Annotated in this window: 15 protein-coding genes; 10 read left to right on the top strand and 5 right to left on the bottom strand. The window is 46.5% G+C overall.

Annotated elements, in window-relative coordinates; all coding sequences use genetic code 11:
• Positions 1-176: 176 nt before the first annotated feature.
• Together BM607_RS10235 and BM607_RS10230 are read left to right on the top strand one after the other, a co-directional pair.
• Positions 177-1,622 (top strand): cytochrome C biosynthesis protein, encoded by a 1,446-nt coding sequence (locus BM607_RS10235; protein ID WP_071938495.1) that lies wholly within the window; start codon positions 177-179, stop codon positions 1,620-1,622.
• 110 nt (positions 1,623-1,732) lie between these two features.
• Complete coding sequence (locus BM607_RS10230) at positions 1,733-1,918, top strand: hypothetical protein (protein WP_006080378.1); 186 nt, start codon at positions 1,733-1,735, stop codon at positions 1,916-1,918.
• A gap of 85 nt (positions 1,919-2,003) precedes the next feature.
• Here the strand turns inward: BM607_RS10230 and BM607_RS10225 are convergent, their stop codons facing one another.
• From BM607_RS10225 to BM607_RS10215, 3 genes are read right to left on the bottom strand one after another with little or no spacing between them, the layout of a single operon-like run.
• A complete protein-coding gene (locus BM607_RS10225) occupies positions 2,004-2,294 on the bottom strand; it encodes a hypothetical protein (RefSeq protein WP_012090084.1) in 291 nt (96 codons plus the stop codon).
• A 31-nt stretch (positions 2,295-2,325) separates the two neighbouring features.
• Positions 2,326-2,871, bottom strand: coding sequence for a methyltransferase (locus BM607_RS10220; RefSeq protein WP_071938496.1), 546 nt, complete (start codon positions 2,869-2,871; stop codon positions 2,326-2,328).
• A gap of 5 nt (positions 2,872-2,876) precedes the next feature.
• On the bottom strand, positions 2,877-3,287 hold the full coding sequence (locus tag BM607_RS10215; RefSeq protein WP_006080374.1) for a hypothetical protein: 411 nt from the start codon (positions 3,285-3,287) through the stop codon (positions 2,877-2,879).
• 498 nt (positions 3,288-3,785) lie between these two features.
• On the opposite strand from BM607_RS10215, the gene fccA reads away from it, so the two are divergent.
• The 3 genes from fccA (at position 3,786) to BM607_RS10200 (ending at position 7,637) form a co-directional block, all read left to right on the top strand.
• Complete coding sequence (gene fccA / locus BM607_RS10210) at positions 3,786-5,576, top strand: fumarate reductase flavoprotein subunit FccA (protein WP_006083995.1); 1,791 nt, start codon at positions 3,786-3,788, stop codon at positions 5,574-5,576.
• 265 nt (positions 5,577-5,841) lie between these two features.
• Positions 5,842-6,831 (top strand): 2-hydroxyacid dehydrogenase, encoded by a 990-nt coding sequence (locus tag BM607_RS10205; RefSeq protein WP_006080371.1) that lies wholly within the window; start codon positions 5,842-5,844, stop codon positions 6,829-6,831.
• Between the two features lie 68 nt (positions 6,832-6,899).
• Complete coding sequence (locus tag BM607_RS10200) at positions 6,900-7,637, top strand: dienelactone hydrolase family protein (RefSeq protein ID WP_071938497.1); 738 nt, start codon at positions 6,900-6,902, stop codon at positions 7,635-7,637.
• A gap of 327 nt (positions 7,638-7,964) precedes the next feature.
• Here the strand turns inward: BM607_RS10200 and BM607_RS10190 are convergent, their stop codons facing one another.
• Positions 7,965-8,369 carry a DUF1801 domain-containing protein gene (locus BM607_RS10190; protein WP_071938498.1) on the bottom strand — a complete coding sequence of 135 codons (405 nt, stop codon included), beginning with the start codon at positions 8,367-8,369 and terminating at the stop codon, positions 7,965-7,967.
• A 242-nt stretch (positions 8,370-8,611) separates the two neighbouring features.
• Between BM607_RS10190 and BM607_RS10185 the strand changes: the two genes are divergently transcribed.
• The 3 genes from BM607_RS10185 to BM607_RS10175 all read left to right on the top strand — a co-directional run bounded on the left by BM607_RS10185 (position 8,612) and on the right by BM607_RS10175 (position 12,897).
• On the top strand, positions 8,612-11,320 hold the full coding sequence (locus BM607_RS10185) for a TonB-dependent receptor (protein ID WP_071938499.1): 2,709 nt from the start codon (positions 8,612-8,614) through the stop codon (positions 11,318-11,320).
• A 138-nt stretch (positions 11,321-11,458) separates the two neighbouring features.
• Positions 11,459-12,124: a peptidase gene (locus BM607_RS10180; protein WP_071938500.1), complete on the top strand. Its 666-nt coding sequence runs from the start codon at positions 11,459-11,461 to the stop codon at positions 12,122-12,124.
• A complete protein-coding gene (locus BM607_RS10175) occupies positions 12,121-12,897 on the top strand; it encodes a PepSY domain-containing protein (RefSeq protein ID WP_071938501.1) in 777 nt (258 codons plus the stop codon). Before BM607_RS10180 ends, BM607_RS10175 begins: the two co-directional genes overlap by 4 nt.
• 244 nt (positions 12,898-13,141) lie before the next feature.
• Here BM607_RS10175 and BM607_RS10170 read toward each other — a convergent pair whose 3' ends face one another.
• The gene (locus tag BM607_RS10170) at positions 13,142-13,687 is read right to left on the bottom strand and encodes a mechanosensitive ion channel family protein (RefSeq protein WP_006080363.1); all 546 of its coding nucleotides are present in this window, start codon (positions 13,685-13,687) and stop codon (positions 13,142-13,144) included.
• Between the two features lie 106 nt (positions 13,688-13,793).
• On the opposite strand from BM607_RS10170, the gene BM607_RS10165 reads away from it, so the two are divergent.
• Positions 13,794-14,537 carry a spermidine synthase gene (locus tag BM607_RS10165; RefSeq protein ID WP_071938772.1) on the top strand — a complete coding sequence of 248 codons (744 nt, stop codon included), beginning with the start codon at positions 13,794-13,796 and terminating at the stop codon, positions 14,535-14,537.
• A gap of 89 nt (positions 14,538-14,626) precedes the next feature.
• Positions 14,627-16,159 (top strand): leucyl aminopeptidase, encoded by a 1,533-nt coding sequence (locus BM607_RS10160; protein ID WP_006080361.1) that lies wholly within the window; start codon positions 14,627-14,629, stop codon positions 16,157-16,159.
• Positions 16,160-16,305 lie beyond the last annotated feature (146 nt).

The raw sequence follows: 16,305 nt of genomic DNA, 5'->3' as shown, positions 1-16,305 counted from the left end.
CTGCCCTAGCTAAACGTTTACCAAAGATAAACTTGTTTCAGTTCCCAAAAAATTGTTATTCGCGAGTTAACTAACACTTCTTAATATCTAATTTAATCAAAATGATTGATTTAAGTAGAGTAAGAGTTAATTGAACCGTTTGACGATACTTAAACCCACTCTCAGTGGGAGGCGCTATGACAACATATCTATCTAAAATCTCGCTGTTTTGCTCTCTATTATTCCTCTTTGCCTTTTCCATCCCGAGCTGGGCCGAAACAGCGCCAGCAAGCTCAGCGGATCAAACTTGGCATTATGTGAATGCTCAAGGTGAACTCAAAATTAAACTGTATTTCTTCTGGTCCAAAACCTGCCCACATTGTGCAGAGGCCCATCCTTTTATTGATTCATTACCGCAAAAATACCCTTGGATTGAACTCGAATCCCATATGGTGTCAGATCCAGGCGTGCAGGATATTTGGCAAACTATCGCCGCAAAAACCACGACAGAGGCGCGTTCTGTGCCCTATATGGCCAGCTGCGAAAAAGCCGTGGTGGGCTATTCGAGCGAAGCAGTAACGGGCGAGTTTCTCGTCAATCGACTGAAAAATTGCTATTTATCCCTTGGCGGTAAACTCAGCGAAGCAGATTTACCCACCAAAGGCGTTGTCAGTACGAGCGCGAGTACAGAAACCGATGCGCCGCTATTTGGCACCTGCGGCACAGATACTGGCGAAGGCACCTGCGATGCCACCAGCTTGGGTGACGCTACAGAAGCATCACAAGCGCAATCTGAAGTCCAGCCCGTTGAGTTGCCTTTAGTGGGCGTAGTGACACCTGAGACTATGTCTTTACCGCTGCTCACCTTAGTGCTCGCAGGCGTGGATGCCTTTAACCCCTGCGCCTTCTTCGTTTTACTGTTTTTATTGTCGATCATGGTTAATGCCAAGAGTCGCAGCCGCATGTTGCTCGTCGGCGGGATTTTCGTGTTCTTCTCTGGCTTTATCTATTTCTTGTTTATGACCGCATGGCTGAACATCTTCCAGCTGTTGGGCGCTGGCAGTGATGGCGGCATGATCATCTTAGCGGCGGGTTGTTTGGCCTTAATCGCTGGGGTCATCAACATTAAAGATTACTTCTTTACTAAGGGGGAAGTGACGCTGTCGATGTCGGCGGAAAATCGGACGAGTTTGATAAAGCGCATGGGTAAACTGTCAAATTCGAGTAGCTTAGGCGCCTTACTTATTGGATCGACCGTACTAGCAGTCCTCGCCAACGCCTATGAACTGCTCTGCACCGCGGGCTTCCCGATGATCTACACCAGCGTGCTATCTATGCACAATCTGCCAGACATTGAACGCTATATGTATTTGGTTTTATATAACATTGTTTACGTGATCCCGCTGGCGATTATCGTTATCGTCTTCAGCGCGACCTTAGGTAAACGTAAACTGACTGAAAAAGAAGGCCAAGCCCTAAAACTCATGTCAGGTGTGATGATGTTGGGTATGGGTATCGCGCTGGTTATCGACCCTACCGCACTGCAAAATGTGGCGCTGGCACTGGGGTTGATCTTAGGCTCATTGGGGATTACAGCCATTATTGTCATCGGCCGCAAACTGTTCTCGGCTAAGGCCAAGTAACTGGCGAAATAATTGGCAAAATAATGGATGATTGGCAAATTTATGGCTAACGACTAAAGTTAACCTTGGGTTTGCCGATAAAGGGATCCAGCTTACAATCGAGGTTAGTTATGTCTATTTCACTGAACACCCAAGCTATCGCACCTAATCTAGAAAATGGTGCAGTTGGCGTTAAGGTTGCTCAATTAGCCAAAGAGCAGCAAAAAGCCGAAGGTAAAATCGCGGTAGATTTAATTGCAGCTGCGGCGCCAAAACCGGTAGGTAATGCAGGCCACAACATCAACACTACGGCCTAATTGTTAGCAATACAGCATTTAAAAAAGCGCCTCTGATTATCAGGGCGCTTTTTTTTGTTATTTTTCTATAAAACGTCAGGCGAATTTAAGAAAAAGCGTTGCCATTCACATGCATAATTGTAAATGTCCACACCACGAACGCCAGTGGGATATGCACTAAGGCATAGAAAAACTGATCGAGTCGTCCCATTCCTTTTGCTAACCAAATCAAATACAAGTGTAATCCAATTACCAGCGGGAACAGGGCTAATAGCGGATACAGAGCGACAGGGCTGGCATCGGAAAACAGGCTATGACTTAATAAAGCCCAAGCCACCATGACAGCGGTCGTTAGCGGTGGTGTTGCAATGCGATATTGCTCTGGATAGGGAAACATCCTACGACCTCTTGAGTCTCAATCGGTAAACTTACGTTTTAGATTTTCGCGCAATCAACTGTGCTTTATAACTGCTGTGAGTGGACTGCGGATCACATAATCGACCTTCAAAGTAATGTAAAGGTTGCCAGTTAGCAAACACTGATTTGAGTTCATTTTCAGTGAGTAAGAAATCGGGGTTACGTGGCCGCCCACTCTCAGCTTGTTGTGTGGTAAAGGTTTCATAGACGATAAGGCCTGTAGCCTTAACCGCCTTGGCAATTTGCGGCAATAATGGCCGATGCAGATAATTGAACACTAAGACAATGTCGTACTCTTCAATCGGTAGCGATGGCGCAGCCTCGGCTTCTAAATCCCATTGATATTTGCGGGCGTTCACATGCTCAATGTGCGACATGGCAGACAAATCCCTGTCGATAAATGTCACCTCAGCCCCTTGCGCTAAAAACCACAAGCCATTACGCCCAGAGCCGCAGGCAAGATCGAGCACTTTAAGTCCATCGAAGCGAGAAACAGGCCAAGCAAACTCAGTGATTAAGGCTGCGGGTGTCACGATTGGCGCATGGATTACAGACATTAGAATTAGCCCTTAATTTCTTTTTTCGAGTCGATTTGCCGACGATGCACAATAGAATAATGCCTCAGTCCAGCAGGACCATGGGACACAATCACGGACAAAAAGAGTATCACGATTAACAGCTCAGGCTTGAAATTAGCCAGGGGTACAAACAGACCAAGTAAGCCTACTTTTACTAAGGTTAACACACCCTTAAGCTGAATTAACCAACGCCAATCACGCACAATTTCCCACAACATTAATATGCTGCCCGTCGTCATGGCGAGATACCAATAATTCAGCCATTGCGTTTTATCTACACTTAATAAAATGCCACCGCCAACACCGACTATTCCTAAAATATGCAATGCCCTTAAACTGGTTTTACTCAAACGTTGAATCCAAAAACGTTTTTCTGATATGCCTTGTTTCTGCATTACATCCCCTTAAGAATCAACTACGTAACATTTAATTAAACTAATAATATAATTCTATACAATAAAGGCTGGATAAATAACATTATTTATAGAATACTCAAAAATAACTAATTGAAATTATTAATGTGCAAAGTCACATTATAATATCTATAAAATACAATTAGATAAAATACCTCGCAAAACCCACAATCAATACCATTTTTATTTCATAAAGTTAAATCCAATCCATTCAATATGTTAACTCGCGCAAGTTATACCGTATTCAATCAGTGATTAGCTTCAACTTGATTCATATTTCCCGCCCTATTGCACATTTTAAATATGTTATTTCCGTTGTAACAAAGGTTATGTGACCTGAACACATATATACCTCTTTAGATAGTGATAAATTTGCAAATGGAGAATGCTCTAACAGTGCGTGAATGACGTAAAAAATAAATATCACGCCACGATGAATAACCCTTATTAAGTAGATGAATGTACGGCGGAGGAACTACCATGTTCACAAGAAAGATTCAAAAAACAGCACTAGCCATGCTGATCTCTGGCGCAATGGCAGGAACTGCCTATGCTGCACCAGAAGTGCTAGCCGATTTTCACGGTGAAATGGGCAGTTGCGACAGCTGCCACGTCTCAGACAAAGGTGGCGTCAGCGATGACAACCTTAGCCATGAAAATGCCCAATGCGTTAGCTGCCACGGCGATTTAAAAGAACTGGCCGCCGCCGCACCTAAAGACAAAGTCTCACCTCATAAATCTCACTTGATTGGCGAAATTGCTTGTACGAGCTGCCATAAAGGTCATGAAAAATCAGTCGCCTATTGCGATGCTTGCCACAGCTTCGGCTTCGACATGCCTTACGGCGGCAAGTGGGAACGTAAGTTTGTTCCTGTTGATGCTGACAAAGCGGCACAAGATAAAGCCATTGCTGCTGGCGTAAAAGAAACCACTGATGTGGTTATTATCGGTTCAGGTGGTGCGGGCCTTGCTGCTGCAGTATCAGCCCGTGATGCTGGCGCAAAAGTAATCCTGCTCGAAAAAGAACCAGTCCCAGGTGGTAACACTAAACTGGCAGCTGGTGGTATGAACGCTGCCGAAACTAAGGCGCAAGCTAAGTTAGGTATTGAAGATAAGAAACAAATCATGATCGACGACACCATGAAAGGTGGCCGTAACATTAACGATCCTGAATTAGTGAAAGTGCTTGCGAATAACTCTTCTGACTCTATCGATTGGTTAACCTCTATGGGTGCCGATATGACTGACGTAGGCCGTATGGGTGGCGCAAGCGTTAACCGTAGTCACCGTCCAACCGGTGGCGCTGGCGTAGGTGCACACGTTGCGCAAGTGCTGTGGGACAACGCAATCAAACGTGGTACTGACATCCGCTTAAACAGCCGTGTTGTCCGTATTATTGAAGATGCGAAAGGCAATGTGACTGGCGTACTCGTTAAAGGCGAATACACTGGCTACTACATAATCAAAGCCGATGCAGTGGTTATTGCTGCCGGTGGTTTTGCGAAAAACAACGACCGCGTAGCTAAATACGATCCTAAGTTAAAAGGCTTTAAAGCCACTAACCACCCAGGTGCAACCGGTGATGGCTTAGACGTAGCACAACAAGCTGGTGCAGCAACTCGCGATTTAGAGTTCATTCAAGCTCACCCAACTTACTCACCAGCAGGTGGCGTGATGATCACCGAAGCGGTACGTGGTAACGGTGCTATCGTGGTTAACCGTGAAGGTAACCGCTTTATGAACGAAATCACTACCCGTGATAAAGCGTCTGCCGCGATTCTGCAACAAAAAGGCGAAAGTGCTTATCTAGTGTTCGATGACTCAATCCGTAAGAGCTTAAAAGCGATTGAAGGTTATGTGCATCTGAATATTGTTAAAGAAGGCAAAACCGTCGAAGAGTTAGCAAAACAAATTGATGTGCCCGCCGCTGAACTGGCTAAAACCATCACGGCATACAACGGTTTCGTGAAATCAGGTAAAGATGCGCAATTTGAACGTCCAAACCTACCACGCGAATTAGCAGTAGCACCTTTCTACGCATTAGAAATCGCACCTGCTGTTCACCACACTATGGGTGGCGTTGTGATTGATACTAAAGCCGAAGTGAAGAGCGAAAAAACCGGTAAACCAATCCAAGGCTTATATGCCGCAGGTGAAGTGACTGGCGGTGTTCACGGTGCTAACCGTCTAGGCGGTAACGCAGTATCTGACATTGTGACCTACGGCCGTATCGCCGGTGCTGAAGCGGCTAAATTCGCTAAAGATCACTAGTCACAAACCGTATCAGGGTTAACGGACTAACCCTTGGCTCTCAAAGCACGCCTTTAAATGCGAGAGTCCAGCTTGAACAACTCAAGTACAGGCAGTCAATCCATAAGCGAGCCATCAGGGCTCGCTTTTTTTATCAACAGTTTTAGCCAATTGATGACAAAGCTCACTCTTTTAATAGGCAATTTTCTAAGGCTGAGGACAAAAAGCCCTAACTCACTTACACTCTTTGGCTGATAACTACATCAAAATCCGTTAGGTGACTGAAATGAGAATTGGATTCTTTAGCGCAAAACATTACGACATGCAGCATTTTAACCGCACAAATGCCGCGTTTGGTGCACAAATTGAGTATTTCGATTATCGCCTCTGCATGCAAACAGTGAAACTTGCTGAAGGGTTTGAAATCGTTTGTGCCTTCGTTAACGATTCACTCTGTGAAGAAGTCCTCGTTGAACTCGCCAAGGGCGGCACAAAAATTATCGCCATGCGCTGCGCTGGTTTTAACAATGTCGATTTAGTCGCCGCTAAACGCTTAGGCATGCAAGTCGTCAATGTGCCCGCTTATTCCCCAGAATCCGTTGCCGAACACACAGTCGCGCTGATGTTGACGCTGAATCGCAAAATCCACAAAGCCTACCAACGCACCCGCGATGCCAACTTCTCCCTCGAAGGTTTAGTCGGTTTTAATATGTTCGGCAAAACTGTTGGCGTGATTGGGACGGGTAAAATCGGCGTGGCCACCATTAAAGTCTTGCTCGGTTTTGGCTGTAAAGTCATCGCCTACGATCCCTTTATCAATCCAGCGGTTGTCGCGCTGAATGTGGAATATCAAGATCTCGACGCGATTTATGCCAACAGCGATATCATCAGCTTGCATTGCCCGCTCACGGCCGATAACCGCCATTTGCTCAACCAAGCCAGCTTCGCCAAGATGAAACCCGGTGTCATGGTGATCAACACCAGCCGTGGTGGCTTACTCAATGCCTTCGATGCGATGGAAGCCTTAAAACTCGGCCAAATCGGTTCACTCGGACTCGATGTGTATGAAAACGAAAAAGGTTTATTCTTCGAAGACAAATCGAATGAGATCATTCAAGACGATGTATTCCGTCGATTATCTGCCTGCCATAACGTGATTTTTACCGGTCACCAAGCCTTCCTCACCGAAGAAGCCTTAGGCGCCATTGCCCAAACAACCTTGAGCAATGTAAAAGCGCTATGTGCAGGGGAGCTCTCAGGTAACGAATTGTTTTAACTGACAGATAAAATCCTGACTGCTAAAGTGAGGCTTCAACGTTTGAAGCCTCACAGAGAGAACTAAATATGTTAGTCACTCAGGAAACTCAGGATATCTCCACGCCTTCAGGGCTAATGCGCACCTATATCTACCGCCCAGAAGCACAGGGGCAATTTCCAAGCATCGTTTTTTATTCCGAGATATTTCAGCAAACTGCGCCTATTGCGCGCACTGCGACAATTCTTGCTGGCCACGGTTTTGTCGTGTTTGTGCCGGAAGTGTTCCATGAACTCAATCCTTTAGGCACAGTGCTCGCCTACGATGAACCGGGTAAAGACAAAGGCAACGCCGATAAGTTTGCTAAACCTTTAGAACACCACGACAGCGACACCCAAGCATTAGTCGACTTTGCCCATCAACAAGCTTACTGCAATGGCAAAGTGGGCAGCATGGGCGTGTGTATCGGCGGCCACTTAGCCTACCGCGCCGCACTCAACCCCTCTATTTTAGGTGCATTTTGCCTCTATCCAACCGACATTCACTCTAACACCCTGCCCTGCGCCTACGGCAATGACTCTCTGAGCCGCAGCGGTGATATTCAAGGGGAATTAGTGTTAGTGTTTGGTAAGCAAGATCCCCATGTATCGGCGGAAGGTCGAGTGTTAATCCACCAGCAATTAATGGCGCTGAACCGTAACTTCACTTGGCTTGAAGTCAACGCTCAACACGCCTTTATGCGTGATGAAGGCGATAGATACGATCCGGCTTTAGCGCTGCAAATGTACTTACAAGCGACGGCATTTTTTCAGCGAGTGTTGCGATAGAAGAGTTAAATAAACAACAAGGAAGTGATTATGAGAGAGCGTATTTTTAGATGACTAGCTGGAATACTCAGTGTAAGCCTGTTGCTTGCGACTGGCCAACAAATCAATTCTGCGATGCTTTCAGCCATTGATATTGGGATATATCTCGCGATTTGTGCTGTGTTGTTATATTTTTCAATCAAAGGTAACGCTGGATTTAACTATCCAAGACTGCAATTTTTTGTCAAATCAATCGACAAAAATAAGTCTGCTTCGTTACCGCAAACAGGTAGCACCTTAACTAAGATTTAGGTGCTACAGCTTCTGTCAAGTTGGTTCCCAGTCGGTTTACGCACCTAATAAAGGTAGATGTTTGATACTTTTGTATTTCAACGATAATTCAATACATTGAGAAATTGCGGTTATTGGCAGAGGATCATGGATACTTAACACTATGGCTCGATTCCCTTCAAACTGCAGCACATCGGAATGCAGCTCTCGAAATGTATCAACCAGCTTAGTTTTACAATTAAAGAATAGGCAATATTGTTCGGGATATTGAGGCTTCCAGTCAAATCTTACTGTGCTGCCCTTTTTAACTGAATAACTCGGCTCGCCCCATTTTAAGCTCTCTTCCACCGCACCTAAATCCTGCGCTTCGGCAATCGCAAAAACCAAGGTTCGGATCCGTAATAGCAAGGGCGTTATATGCTCAGGATAGCGTTCAAACTTGTTCTGCACTTGCGCTTGCATGCTCTTATCCTCCCATTTACACCATGCCGAATCATCATATCTGTAAAACAAAAAACCACGCTGCGGGCCCACATGGTTGAACTTACAAACCCTTAGTGAGCGACGATTATATCAGCACTTTATTATAAACCGCGCATTAGGGGTGTGACACAGTGTCGCAGGTCGTTGAGTTTTTATTGAGATACCCACTTAATCCTATATAAAACATACCATTATTTAAACAAACCTTTCATAGGCTTATTATGACCCGCTCCGCAGTAATGACTTCAATGGCAATATCCCTAGCAAGCATGGCCACTTTTTCAGGGATAGCAGCCGAAACTGAAATAATGTTGCCAGCATCTGCAATTAAACCTCAAGTATCGACTCCCACGGCTATCGAAAGGATTGCCATTACAGGGAGCCGAATTCAAAGGGAAGAGATGGCTTCCACCGCGCCTATGACCGTTTTTACCGCGCAAGATATCGAGAAAACCGGTGCCACATCAGTTGAAGTATTGCTGCAAAGAATGACAGCCTCTGCGGGGTTTGCGGGTAATCAAACGAATGCCTATTGGACTGAAGGTGGCTATGGTTCAACCCAAGTCAACCTGCGTGGATTAGGGGTGAATCGCACACTCGTACTGCTCAATGGTCGACGTATGCTGAACAGTGGCACTGGGGCAAACTCCTCCGTGGATCTTAATACTATTCCCATTAACGTGGTTGAACGAATCGAGGTCTTAAAAGATGGTGCATCCGCCATTTATGGTGCCGACGCGGTTGCTGGCGTGGTCAATATTATCACTCGGCAACAAATCGATGGGGTTGAATTTCAAGCGAGAACGGGCATAACCGAGCAAAATGATGGTGAACAGTACAAGCTCGACCTTGCCCTCGGTCATGTCGGTGAGCGTGGCAATGCATATGTGGCAATGAGTTACGATAAAACCCAAGCCGTCGATATGCTGAGTCGCGCACCTTGTCCGCTTGAGGAGATTAATGGTGAGCTAGTGTGTAGCGGTAGCTCGGCGCTGCCGGGAGGCAGAGGCCATTTCATTGATGCCAATGGTAATCCAATCGGCGATCCGTTAATGCTTTTACCAACAGGAAGTGCCCCTTACACAAGCAGCCATAAAGACAATACTTATCAGTATTTTAACGCGGTTCAGCCTAACGAGCGAGTCAATCTGTTTGCCTACGGTGAATATGACTTAACGGCAAGCAGCCAAGTGTTTGCTGAGGCCATGTACACTCACCGTAGCTCCCAATTACCCGCTTCCCCGCAATCGGTGTCAGGAATAGTCATCCCTGCTTGGCATGAGTCAAATCCCACCGATGCAGACTTTCTGCTCCAGAGTCGCAGACTGGCAGAAGCGCCCCGACAATTTAATATTCAAGCGGATACATGGCGCTTAGTGACAGGTTTTAGAGGGGATTTAGATAACGGTTGGCAATGGGATGCTGCGGTTAACTTCGGCAGTAACCGTGGTTCCTATGAAGTGACCAATGTCATTAATAAGGCTCGTCTTGCCGAGGCGACTTACTATAGCAGTTGTAATATTGATCCTAATGTCCCCTGCGCAGACTTTTGGGGAGCTGGTTCACTCACACCTGAAATGCTGGACTATTTTCTGTTTAACATGCGTGATAGCGGCGGTAATGAGCAGTTTAGCCTAACAACGAATATCACAGGCGATCTATGGCAGTTACCCGCGGGCATGATGAGTTTTGCTGCAGGACTAGAGCACAGAAACGAGAAAGGATGGAATGATCCCGACCCACTTAAAATCAGTGGTGAAGCGAACACTGCCCAGCAAGATCCGATTGATGGTCGTTACACTGCCGACGAAATCTATCTTGAAACCTTGTTACCTATTTTAAGCGGCCTGCCCTTTGCCAAGTCGGTCGAATTAACTGCGGCGTTGCGATATTCCTATTTTGATACCTTCGGTGGCGATACCAATTATAAAATGGGGCTGCTGTGGGTCGTCAATGACGCAGTGACGCTGCGAGCCACCCAATCCACGGCATTCAGAGTACCGAATATTCCTGAGTTGTTTGGCGGCATAGATCAAGGTTCCATGAATACCACAGATCCTTGTAGCGAGTGGGTTAAGCTCGACCCTAGCTCGAATCGATACGCTAATTGTATGGCATCAAACGTGCCAACGAATTATAAGCAAGAAGGCACAATATTAACCGACCGTGGTGGCAATGCTGAACTTGAACCAGAAGAAGCCAATACCTTTACTGCGGGTATTGTTTGGGATCTGGAATTTATTGAAGGGCTCAATATCACGCTCGATTACTACAAGATAGAGATTAATAACGCCATTAACTCAGTCAATGGTTCGAGCAAATTAGCCGCCTGTTACGACAGCAAAGGGATGACGCATCCTTTCTGTAGCGACGAGCACTTTGTGCGAGACGCGATGACAGGCAACATCACCTATTTACAAACACAACTGGGCAACGCCGCCAACGAAGTGGTTTCAGGTGTTGATATGGCGATGTTTTACCAGAAAGAGATAGGCAACGTTGTGACTAATACGACTTGGGAGCTGAGCTATTTAGATCAATACGATCTGCAAACCTACGCCGGTGCCCCCGTTGAATCTCGATCTGGCACCATTGGTTATGATGGTAGCTATACCAAATGGCGCTCAAACCTCTATTTTGATGTCACTAATGACAATTGGCGCTTTAGCTACAACATTCAGTATATTGGCGCGGCGGATGATCAATATGCCAATGCTGGAGATATAGGGGACTCAGTTGATGCGATCACTTACCATAACGCACAGGTTCATTATCAAATGGACAACAATATTGCGTTCACAGCAGGTATCGATAATCTGTTCGACAAGCAAGCGCCATATCATCAAAGCTATACCGACGGTAATACCAACACTATGACGTACGACCTAATGGGACGTCGTTACTATGTCGGGATGAAATGGGCTCTGTAGTGCTTTGGGCTTAAGGGGGCTGCCCCCCTTAAGCAAGCTGGCTAAATTAGTTCACAAAATAAAAGGTGAGTCATCAACTTGAAGCGGGTTCACACACTTAAACGAGTCTCATCGGCGCACTTTCTGCACAGATGGTTGATGTTATTGTTGGTACTGCCGATTGGGATCTGGTCAGTCACCGGCAGCTATTTCGTCTTAATGGATCTTGGGTTTATCCGTGGCGATCATATTAAAGTGCAAGACTCACGGCATATCGATCCCAGTCAGATCCATTACCCAATCGCAGCGGTTTATGAGCGTTTCCCCAAGGCTCAAGCAATCACGTTAACCTCAGTCACTGATACCCTCTACTACCGGATTAAACTGATCGATAAGTCCATTCTCGTGAACGCAGATTCGGGTGAGTTATTGCCTTCGATAACGGAGAAACAAGCCCGAATGATAGCTTCAAACTATCAGCATCATGGCTCTTTACCCATAGAGGCTAAGCTTGTTAGTGCAACCCTGCTCACAGATATCGCCCCTGCAGAATTAGCGCCGCGATACTTGCCCGTTTGGAGAATGGATTTTAACGATAGCGCTGCTACAAGCCTTTACCTATCAGCGACAACGGGAGAGTTAGTCACGCGCAGACATGACTATTGGCGTTTGTTCGATCTCTTTTGGAAATGGCACATTATGGATTACGACGAAGGTGAAGCCATCGACAATCTTCTACTACTGAGTTCGGCTCTAGTCTCTATTGTGGCTGTGTTAGCTGGCTTCGTTTTACTGTGGCAGCGCAGAAGGAGGTATCTGAGATGATGCCGAAACTTAAATCTAAACCTAAGCCTCAAAGTAAACGCTTCAAACGCTGGGTCAAAATCGCTCACTATTGGCTCGGTGCCATAGTTAGCATTCAACTGCTACTTTGGCTGGTTACTGGGGTCTATTTCAATTTGACGCCCCATGATGAACTCAAGGGAATGGAGTACCAACAGAGCCATCATCCTGAGCCGCAAAGGCAAGCGTTTGATCCACAAAAGCTTGTGGATATAACTCCCTTACTGGCTAAGCATACTCAAGTAGAAAGTCTGACATTAGTGGCGATCGCAGGTAAGCCCGTTTATGTACTCGATGCAAAGGTGCAGCGCTATGCACACCAGTGCCAACAGCAAACCTTGATTGATGCCTATACAGGCAATGTCTTACATATTGATAAACAAAACGCGCAACAACTGGCGCTTGAAAGTTACACAGGGCCGGGCAAGATTAACCAAGTTAAGCAAATCTCAGCCCCCATTAGCGAGTGGCCAACCCAGTGCAATTCACTGTGGCAAATAGGTATGGATGATGACCTGTCGACGCGGATTTATATCAATGCGGTTAATGGCGAACTAGTTGGCCATAAAAATGACCACACAGACATCGCCGACTTGATGTTTAAATTGCACTTTATGGATTACCTCAATCAAGGCAGCTTCAACAACCCCTTTAGCTGGCTGCTGGGCATACTGACCTTGTTGCTATCCCTATCGGGCGTGTATTGGGTTGTTGAGAATCTTGTACTCAAGCGCTATCGATTAAGCCTGAGTTGAGTCTTAGTCAGGTGTTAGTTAAGTGCTATTTAAGCGTTAGTTAAGTGGCTAGAACGGCAATAGCGATTTCATTCATCTCATCGTACGCCGCTACTGGTTAGTCAGTTGCTATTTATTAGCCAGCCGCTATTTGTTCATCAATAGTACGTACGCAAGCACACCTAATGACACGATAATTGGACTAAGCGCCCGCGAGCACTCAACACAGCTCGATAATCGATACACAGCGGCGTCGTTATATTCACTACTCAGGATCAAACTTCTTCTTGCCTTCGAGTAACGCCTGACGTTCGGCTAAGGGAGTCTGATCGGCGAGCTTTAACACTGCCTTTTGCAGCATCAAGTTATTGGGATAAGTAATGGTATCGCCATTATCGCGATGGATCAGCACATGGAATAACGCGATTTCGATGATCACGCCGCTAATATCTTCATCCTTATCAACCACTCGAATACGCTCACCGATACGATAGGGAAACACGAAAAAGATCAGTACGCCTGCGGTTAAGTTACTCAATATCGACCACTGGGCGACTAATGCTACGCCCATTACAGCGAAGGCAGATGACACAAATAGCGACACATCTTGATAGCCCAGCCCAAGCGAGACCGCCATCAGTGACAAGGTAATAAAAAACATCACATAGGAAATAAAACGGGTGACTAAACTGGTCCGCGCCACACTCACTTGCTTCATTTGCGCCAGTTTTCTCACCCAATGGGTTAAGGCGCGCTGTAAAAAGAGAAACACTGCAAGATAAATACAGGCAAGCAGGATTTGATTTGTCATAATAGCGACTCAATTAACTAAAACTGTCTGAATTCTAACTTTTTTGCGCAAGTAGTTATAGCCTGTGCAAGCGAGCCAAACAGCTAAACCGAGTAATAAATCCAATATGGCCGACTCTACCCTCTTACATGAAACCCAAGACGCACTAGGCCCAATCCGCGTAATCGATTACGACGACTCACGGATCCTGTCCTTTGGGGATAACGACGAGCAGAGTAAAATCCTCAAGGCTGCGCCCCATATTCCCCAGCACACTTATGTGCAAGCCATGTTGTTGGTTTTGCTGTTTTGTAAGCCTAAGAGCGCCATCGTTTTAGGTTTAGGCGGCGGCTCGATTATTCACTCTCTGCGCAATTTCGACGCGGCAATAAAGTTGACGGCGGTGGAATTACGCCCCGCGGTGATTGAATTAGCTAAGCGCTATTTTCAACTGCCGATAGGTAAAAAGCTCAATCTTATCAATGATGATGCCATCGCCTTTTTGGCCGCAGGCGATCATAAAAAAGTCGATGTGATTTTTGCCGATATCTACACAGCCAAAGGCGTTGAAACGGGACAGCTTTCGCCAGTATTCCTTAAGCAATGCACTAACCTCATTAAACCCAACGGTTATTTAGTGCTGAACTGCTGGAAAGAACATAGCCAAAATCGCGAGTTATTAGCCGACTTACAACAGCACTTTTCCCATGTGAATGCTTGTCTCACTGGCGGCGGTAATTGGGTGATATTTGCGAGCCAATCGCCACAGCTTTTAGGCACGTCGGCCCTGAAAAGTCAGGCTCAATCTTTGTCGCAACAATTGGGTTTTGCCCTTGAGCGATCACTGACACGCTTTGGGCCTTGGATTTAATATTAATATCAGCAAAATAGCTTAAATTAGTTAACCCTAAGGCTGAGCTTTGATATTCTTCTCACACTCCTATGATATGAGCTGTCACCATGAAAAATAAGCACAAATTTATGTTAAGCGTTATGGCTCTGGCGTGCCTTAACTCTCTCAATGCTAACGCCGAGATTTTTAGTTTTGACACTCGTAGCTCACTGAATTCAGATACATTAGTGCTATTCCAAAGCGCTGATTCCACTACCTATGGGATCGACTTTTTACCTCAGTCGACCCAAGACCAATTAAACCTAGCGACGGCTGATAACAGCTTTTCCGGTAAGCAAGGTGAAATCCTCGAGATTTTAGTACCGAGCGAAATCGATGCTAAGCGAGTTTTACTGGTCGGCATTGGCGATGCTAAAACCTTAACGCCCGGTGATATCAATACAATCGGCGGTAATGTTGCAGCCAAACTCGATACCGTTCCCCAAGCCACAGTGCGCGTACTCACCCAAGGTTTAACGGCCGCGCCGTTATTTGCCTCAGAGCTAGCACACGGTATTGAACTGCGCAGCTATCGTTACACTCAGTTCAAGGCGAGTACCCATGCCGAGAAGAACTACCAAATCGCCGTCGATGATTTAAGTGGCAACCAGAAACACCATAAAAATCTGCAAGCGGTTGAAGCTGGTGTGTTTTTAGCCCGCGATCTTACCAACGCGCCCGCGGGCATTATGTATCCCGACAGCTTTGCCAATGAGGCGAGAAAACTCAAATCCCTCGGCGTTAAAGTCACAGTATTAGAAGCCAAAGATATCGAACGCCTACAACTGGGCGCCTTGGCGGCAGTGGGTAAAGGCAGCGAACGCCCACCTAAGTTAGTGGTCGCCCATTGGCCGGGTAGCAAAGATGCGCCAATTGCGCTGGTCGGTAAAGGTATCACCTTCGACTCTGGCGGTTACAACATTAAGGCGACGGGCACTTCTATCGCACGGATGAAGTCAGACATGGCGGGCGCTGCCACTGTGCTTGGCACCATTAAAGCCATGGCACTCCAAAAGGCGCCAGTCAACGTAGTCGCGATTATGCCGATGGCGGAGAACATGATCTCTGGCCACGCGATGATCCCAGGGGACGTGATTAAAACTGCCCAAGGGCTCACCGTTGAAGTGCTCAATACCGATGCCGAAGGTCGCTTAGTACTGGCCGATGGTCTCTGGTATGCCAGAGAAAACTATAAGCCTTCCATCATAGTGGATGTCGCGACCTTAACGGGTTCTAAAGTCGGCGCACTCGGCAGCGTATATGCGGGATTGTTTACCGACTCTGAGACCTTGGTTCAGCAGTTAACCTATGCGGGACAACAGGTTGGCGAGAAAGTGTGGCGTCTACCCTTAGATCAAGCCTACGATGATGAGCTTAAATCCACTATCGCGGATCTGAAAAACACCGGAAAAGAAGGCAGCGCAGGCGCTTCCTCTGCGGCCATGTTCTTAAAACGCTTTGCGGGCGAACAGCCTTGGGCACATCTCGATATCGCGGGTAATGCCTTAACCGCCACCGATACCGCCGTTGTGCCTGCGGGCGCCACAGGTTACGGCGTGCGTTTGCTCAGCACTTGGTTAACTCAACCTAAAGCTAAGTAACCTGAGCTCGGGATAAGCAGAGCCGCTGAATAGGCATCTTTTCGGGCCTCTCTGCGTTGCTCTGTCTAACCATAGCTCGCTATGGCGTACGACAGAGCGCCTTGATATGCGCAAAAATCTGCGCATTCAGTCAGGAAATAGATTTT

Source organism: Shewanella sp. SACH, from assembly GCF_001887095.2.
In the GTDB taxonomy this organism is placed as follows: Bacteria; Pseudomonadota; Gammaproteobacteria; order Enterobacterales; family Shewanellaceae; genus Shewanella; species Shewanella baltica.
Note: the sequence above shows the minus strand (reverse complement) of the source record. Positions and strands in the feature narration are given on the sequence as shown.

Coding starts and splice junctions, on each gene's coding strand:
- BM607_RS10235 (WP_071938495.1), top strand. CDS start 177: ATGACAACATATCTATCTAAAATCTCGCTGTTTTGCTCTCTATTATTC.
- BM607_RS10230 (WP_006080378.1), top strand. CDS start 1,733: ATGTCTATTTCACTGAACACCCAAGCTATCGCACCTAATCTAGAAAAT.
- BM607_RS10225 (WP_012090084.1), bottom strand. CDS start 2,294: ATGTTTCCCTATCCAGAGCAATATCGCATTGCAACACCACCGCTAACG.
- BM607_RS10220 (WP_071938496.1), bottom strand. CDS start 2,871: ATGTCTGTAATCCATGCGCCAATCGTGACACCCGCAGCCTTAATCACT.
- BM607_RS10215 (WP_006080374.1), bottom strand. CDS start 3,287: ATGCAGAAACAAGGCATATCAGAAAAACGTTTTTGGATTCAACGTTTG.
- fccA (WP_006083995.1), top strand. CDS start 3,786: ATGTTCACAAGAAAGATTCAAAAAACAGCACTAGCCATGCTGATCTCT.
- BM607_RS10205 (WP_006080371.1), top strand. CDS start 5,842: ATGAGAATTGGATTCTTTAGCGCAAAACATTACGACATGCAGCATTTT.
- BM607_RS10200 (WP_071938497.1), top strand. CDS start 6,900: ATGTTAGTCACTCAGGAAACTCAGGATATCTCCACGCCTTCAGGGCTA.
- BM607_RS10190 (WP_071938498.1), bottom strand. CDS start 8,369: ATGCAAGCGCAAGTGCAGAACAAGTTTGAACGCTATCCTGAGCATATA.
- BM607_RS10185 (WP_071938499.1), top strand. CDS start 8,612: ATGACCCGCTCCGCAGTAATGACTTCAATGGCAATATCCCTAGCAAGC.
- BM607_RS10180 (WP_071938500.1), top strand. CDS start 11,459: ATGTTATTGTTGGTACTGCCGATTGGGATCTGGTCAGTCACCGGCAGC.
- BM607_RS10175 (WP_071938501.1), top strand. CDS start 12,121: ATGATGCCGAAACTTAAATCTAAACCTAAGCCTCAAAGTAAACGCTTC.
- BM607_RS10170 (WP_006080363.1), bottom strand. CDS start 13,687: ATGACAAATCAAATCCTGCTTGCCTGTATTTATCTTGCAGTGTTTCTC.
- BM607_RS10165 (WP_071938772.1), top strand. CDS start 13,794: ATGGCCGACTCTACCCTCTTACATGAAACCCAAGACGCACTAGGCCCA.
- BM607_RS10160 (WP_006080361.1), top strand. CDS start 14,627: ATGAAAAATAAGCACAAATTTATGTTAAGCGTTATGGCTCTGGCGTGC.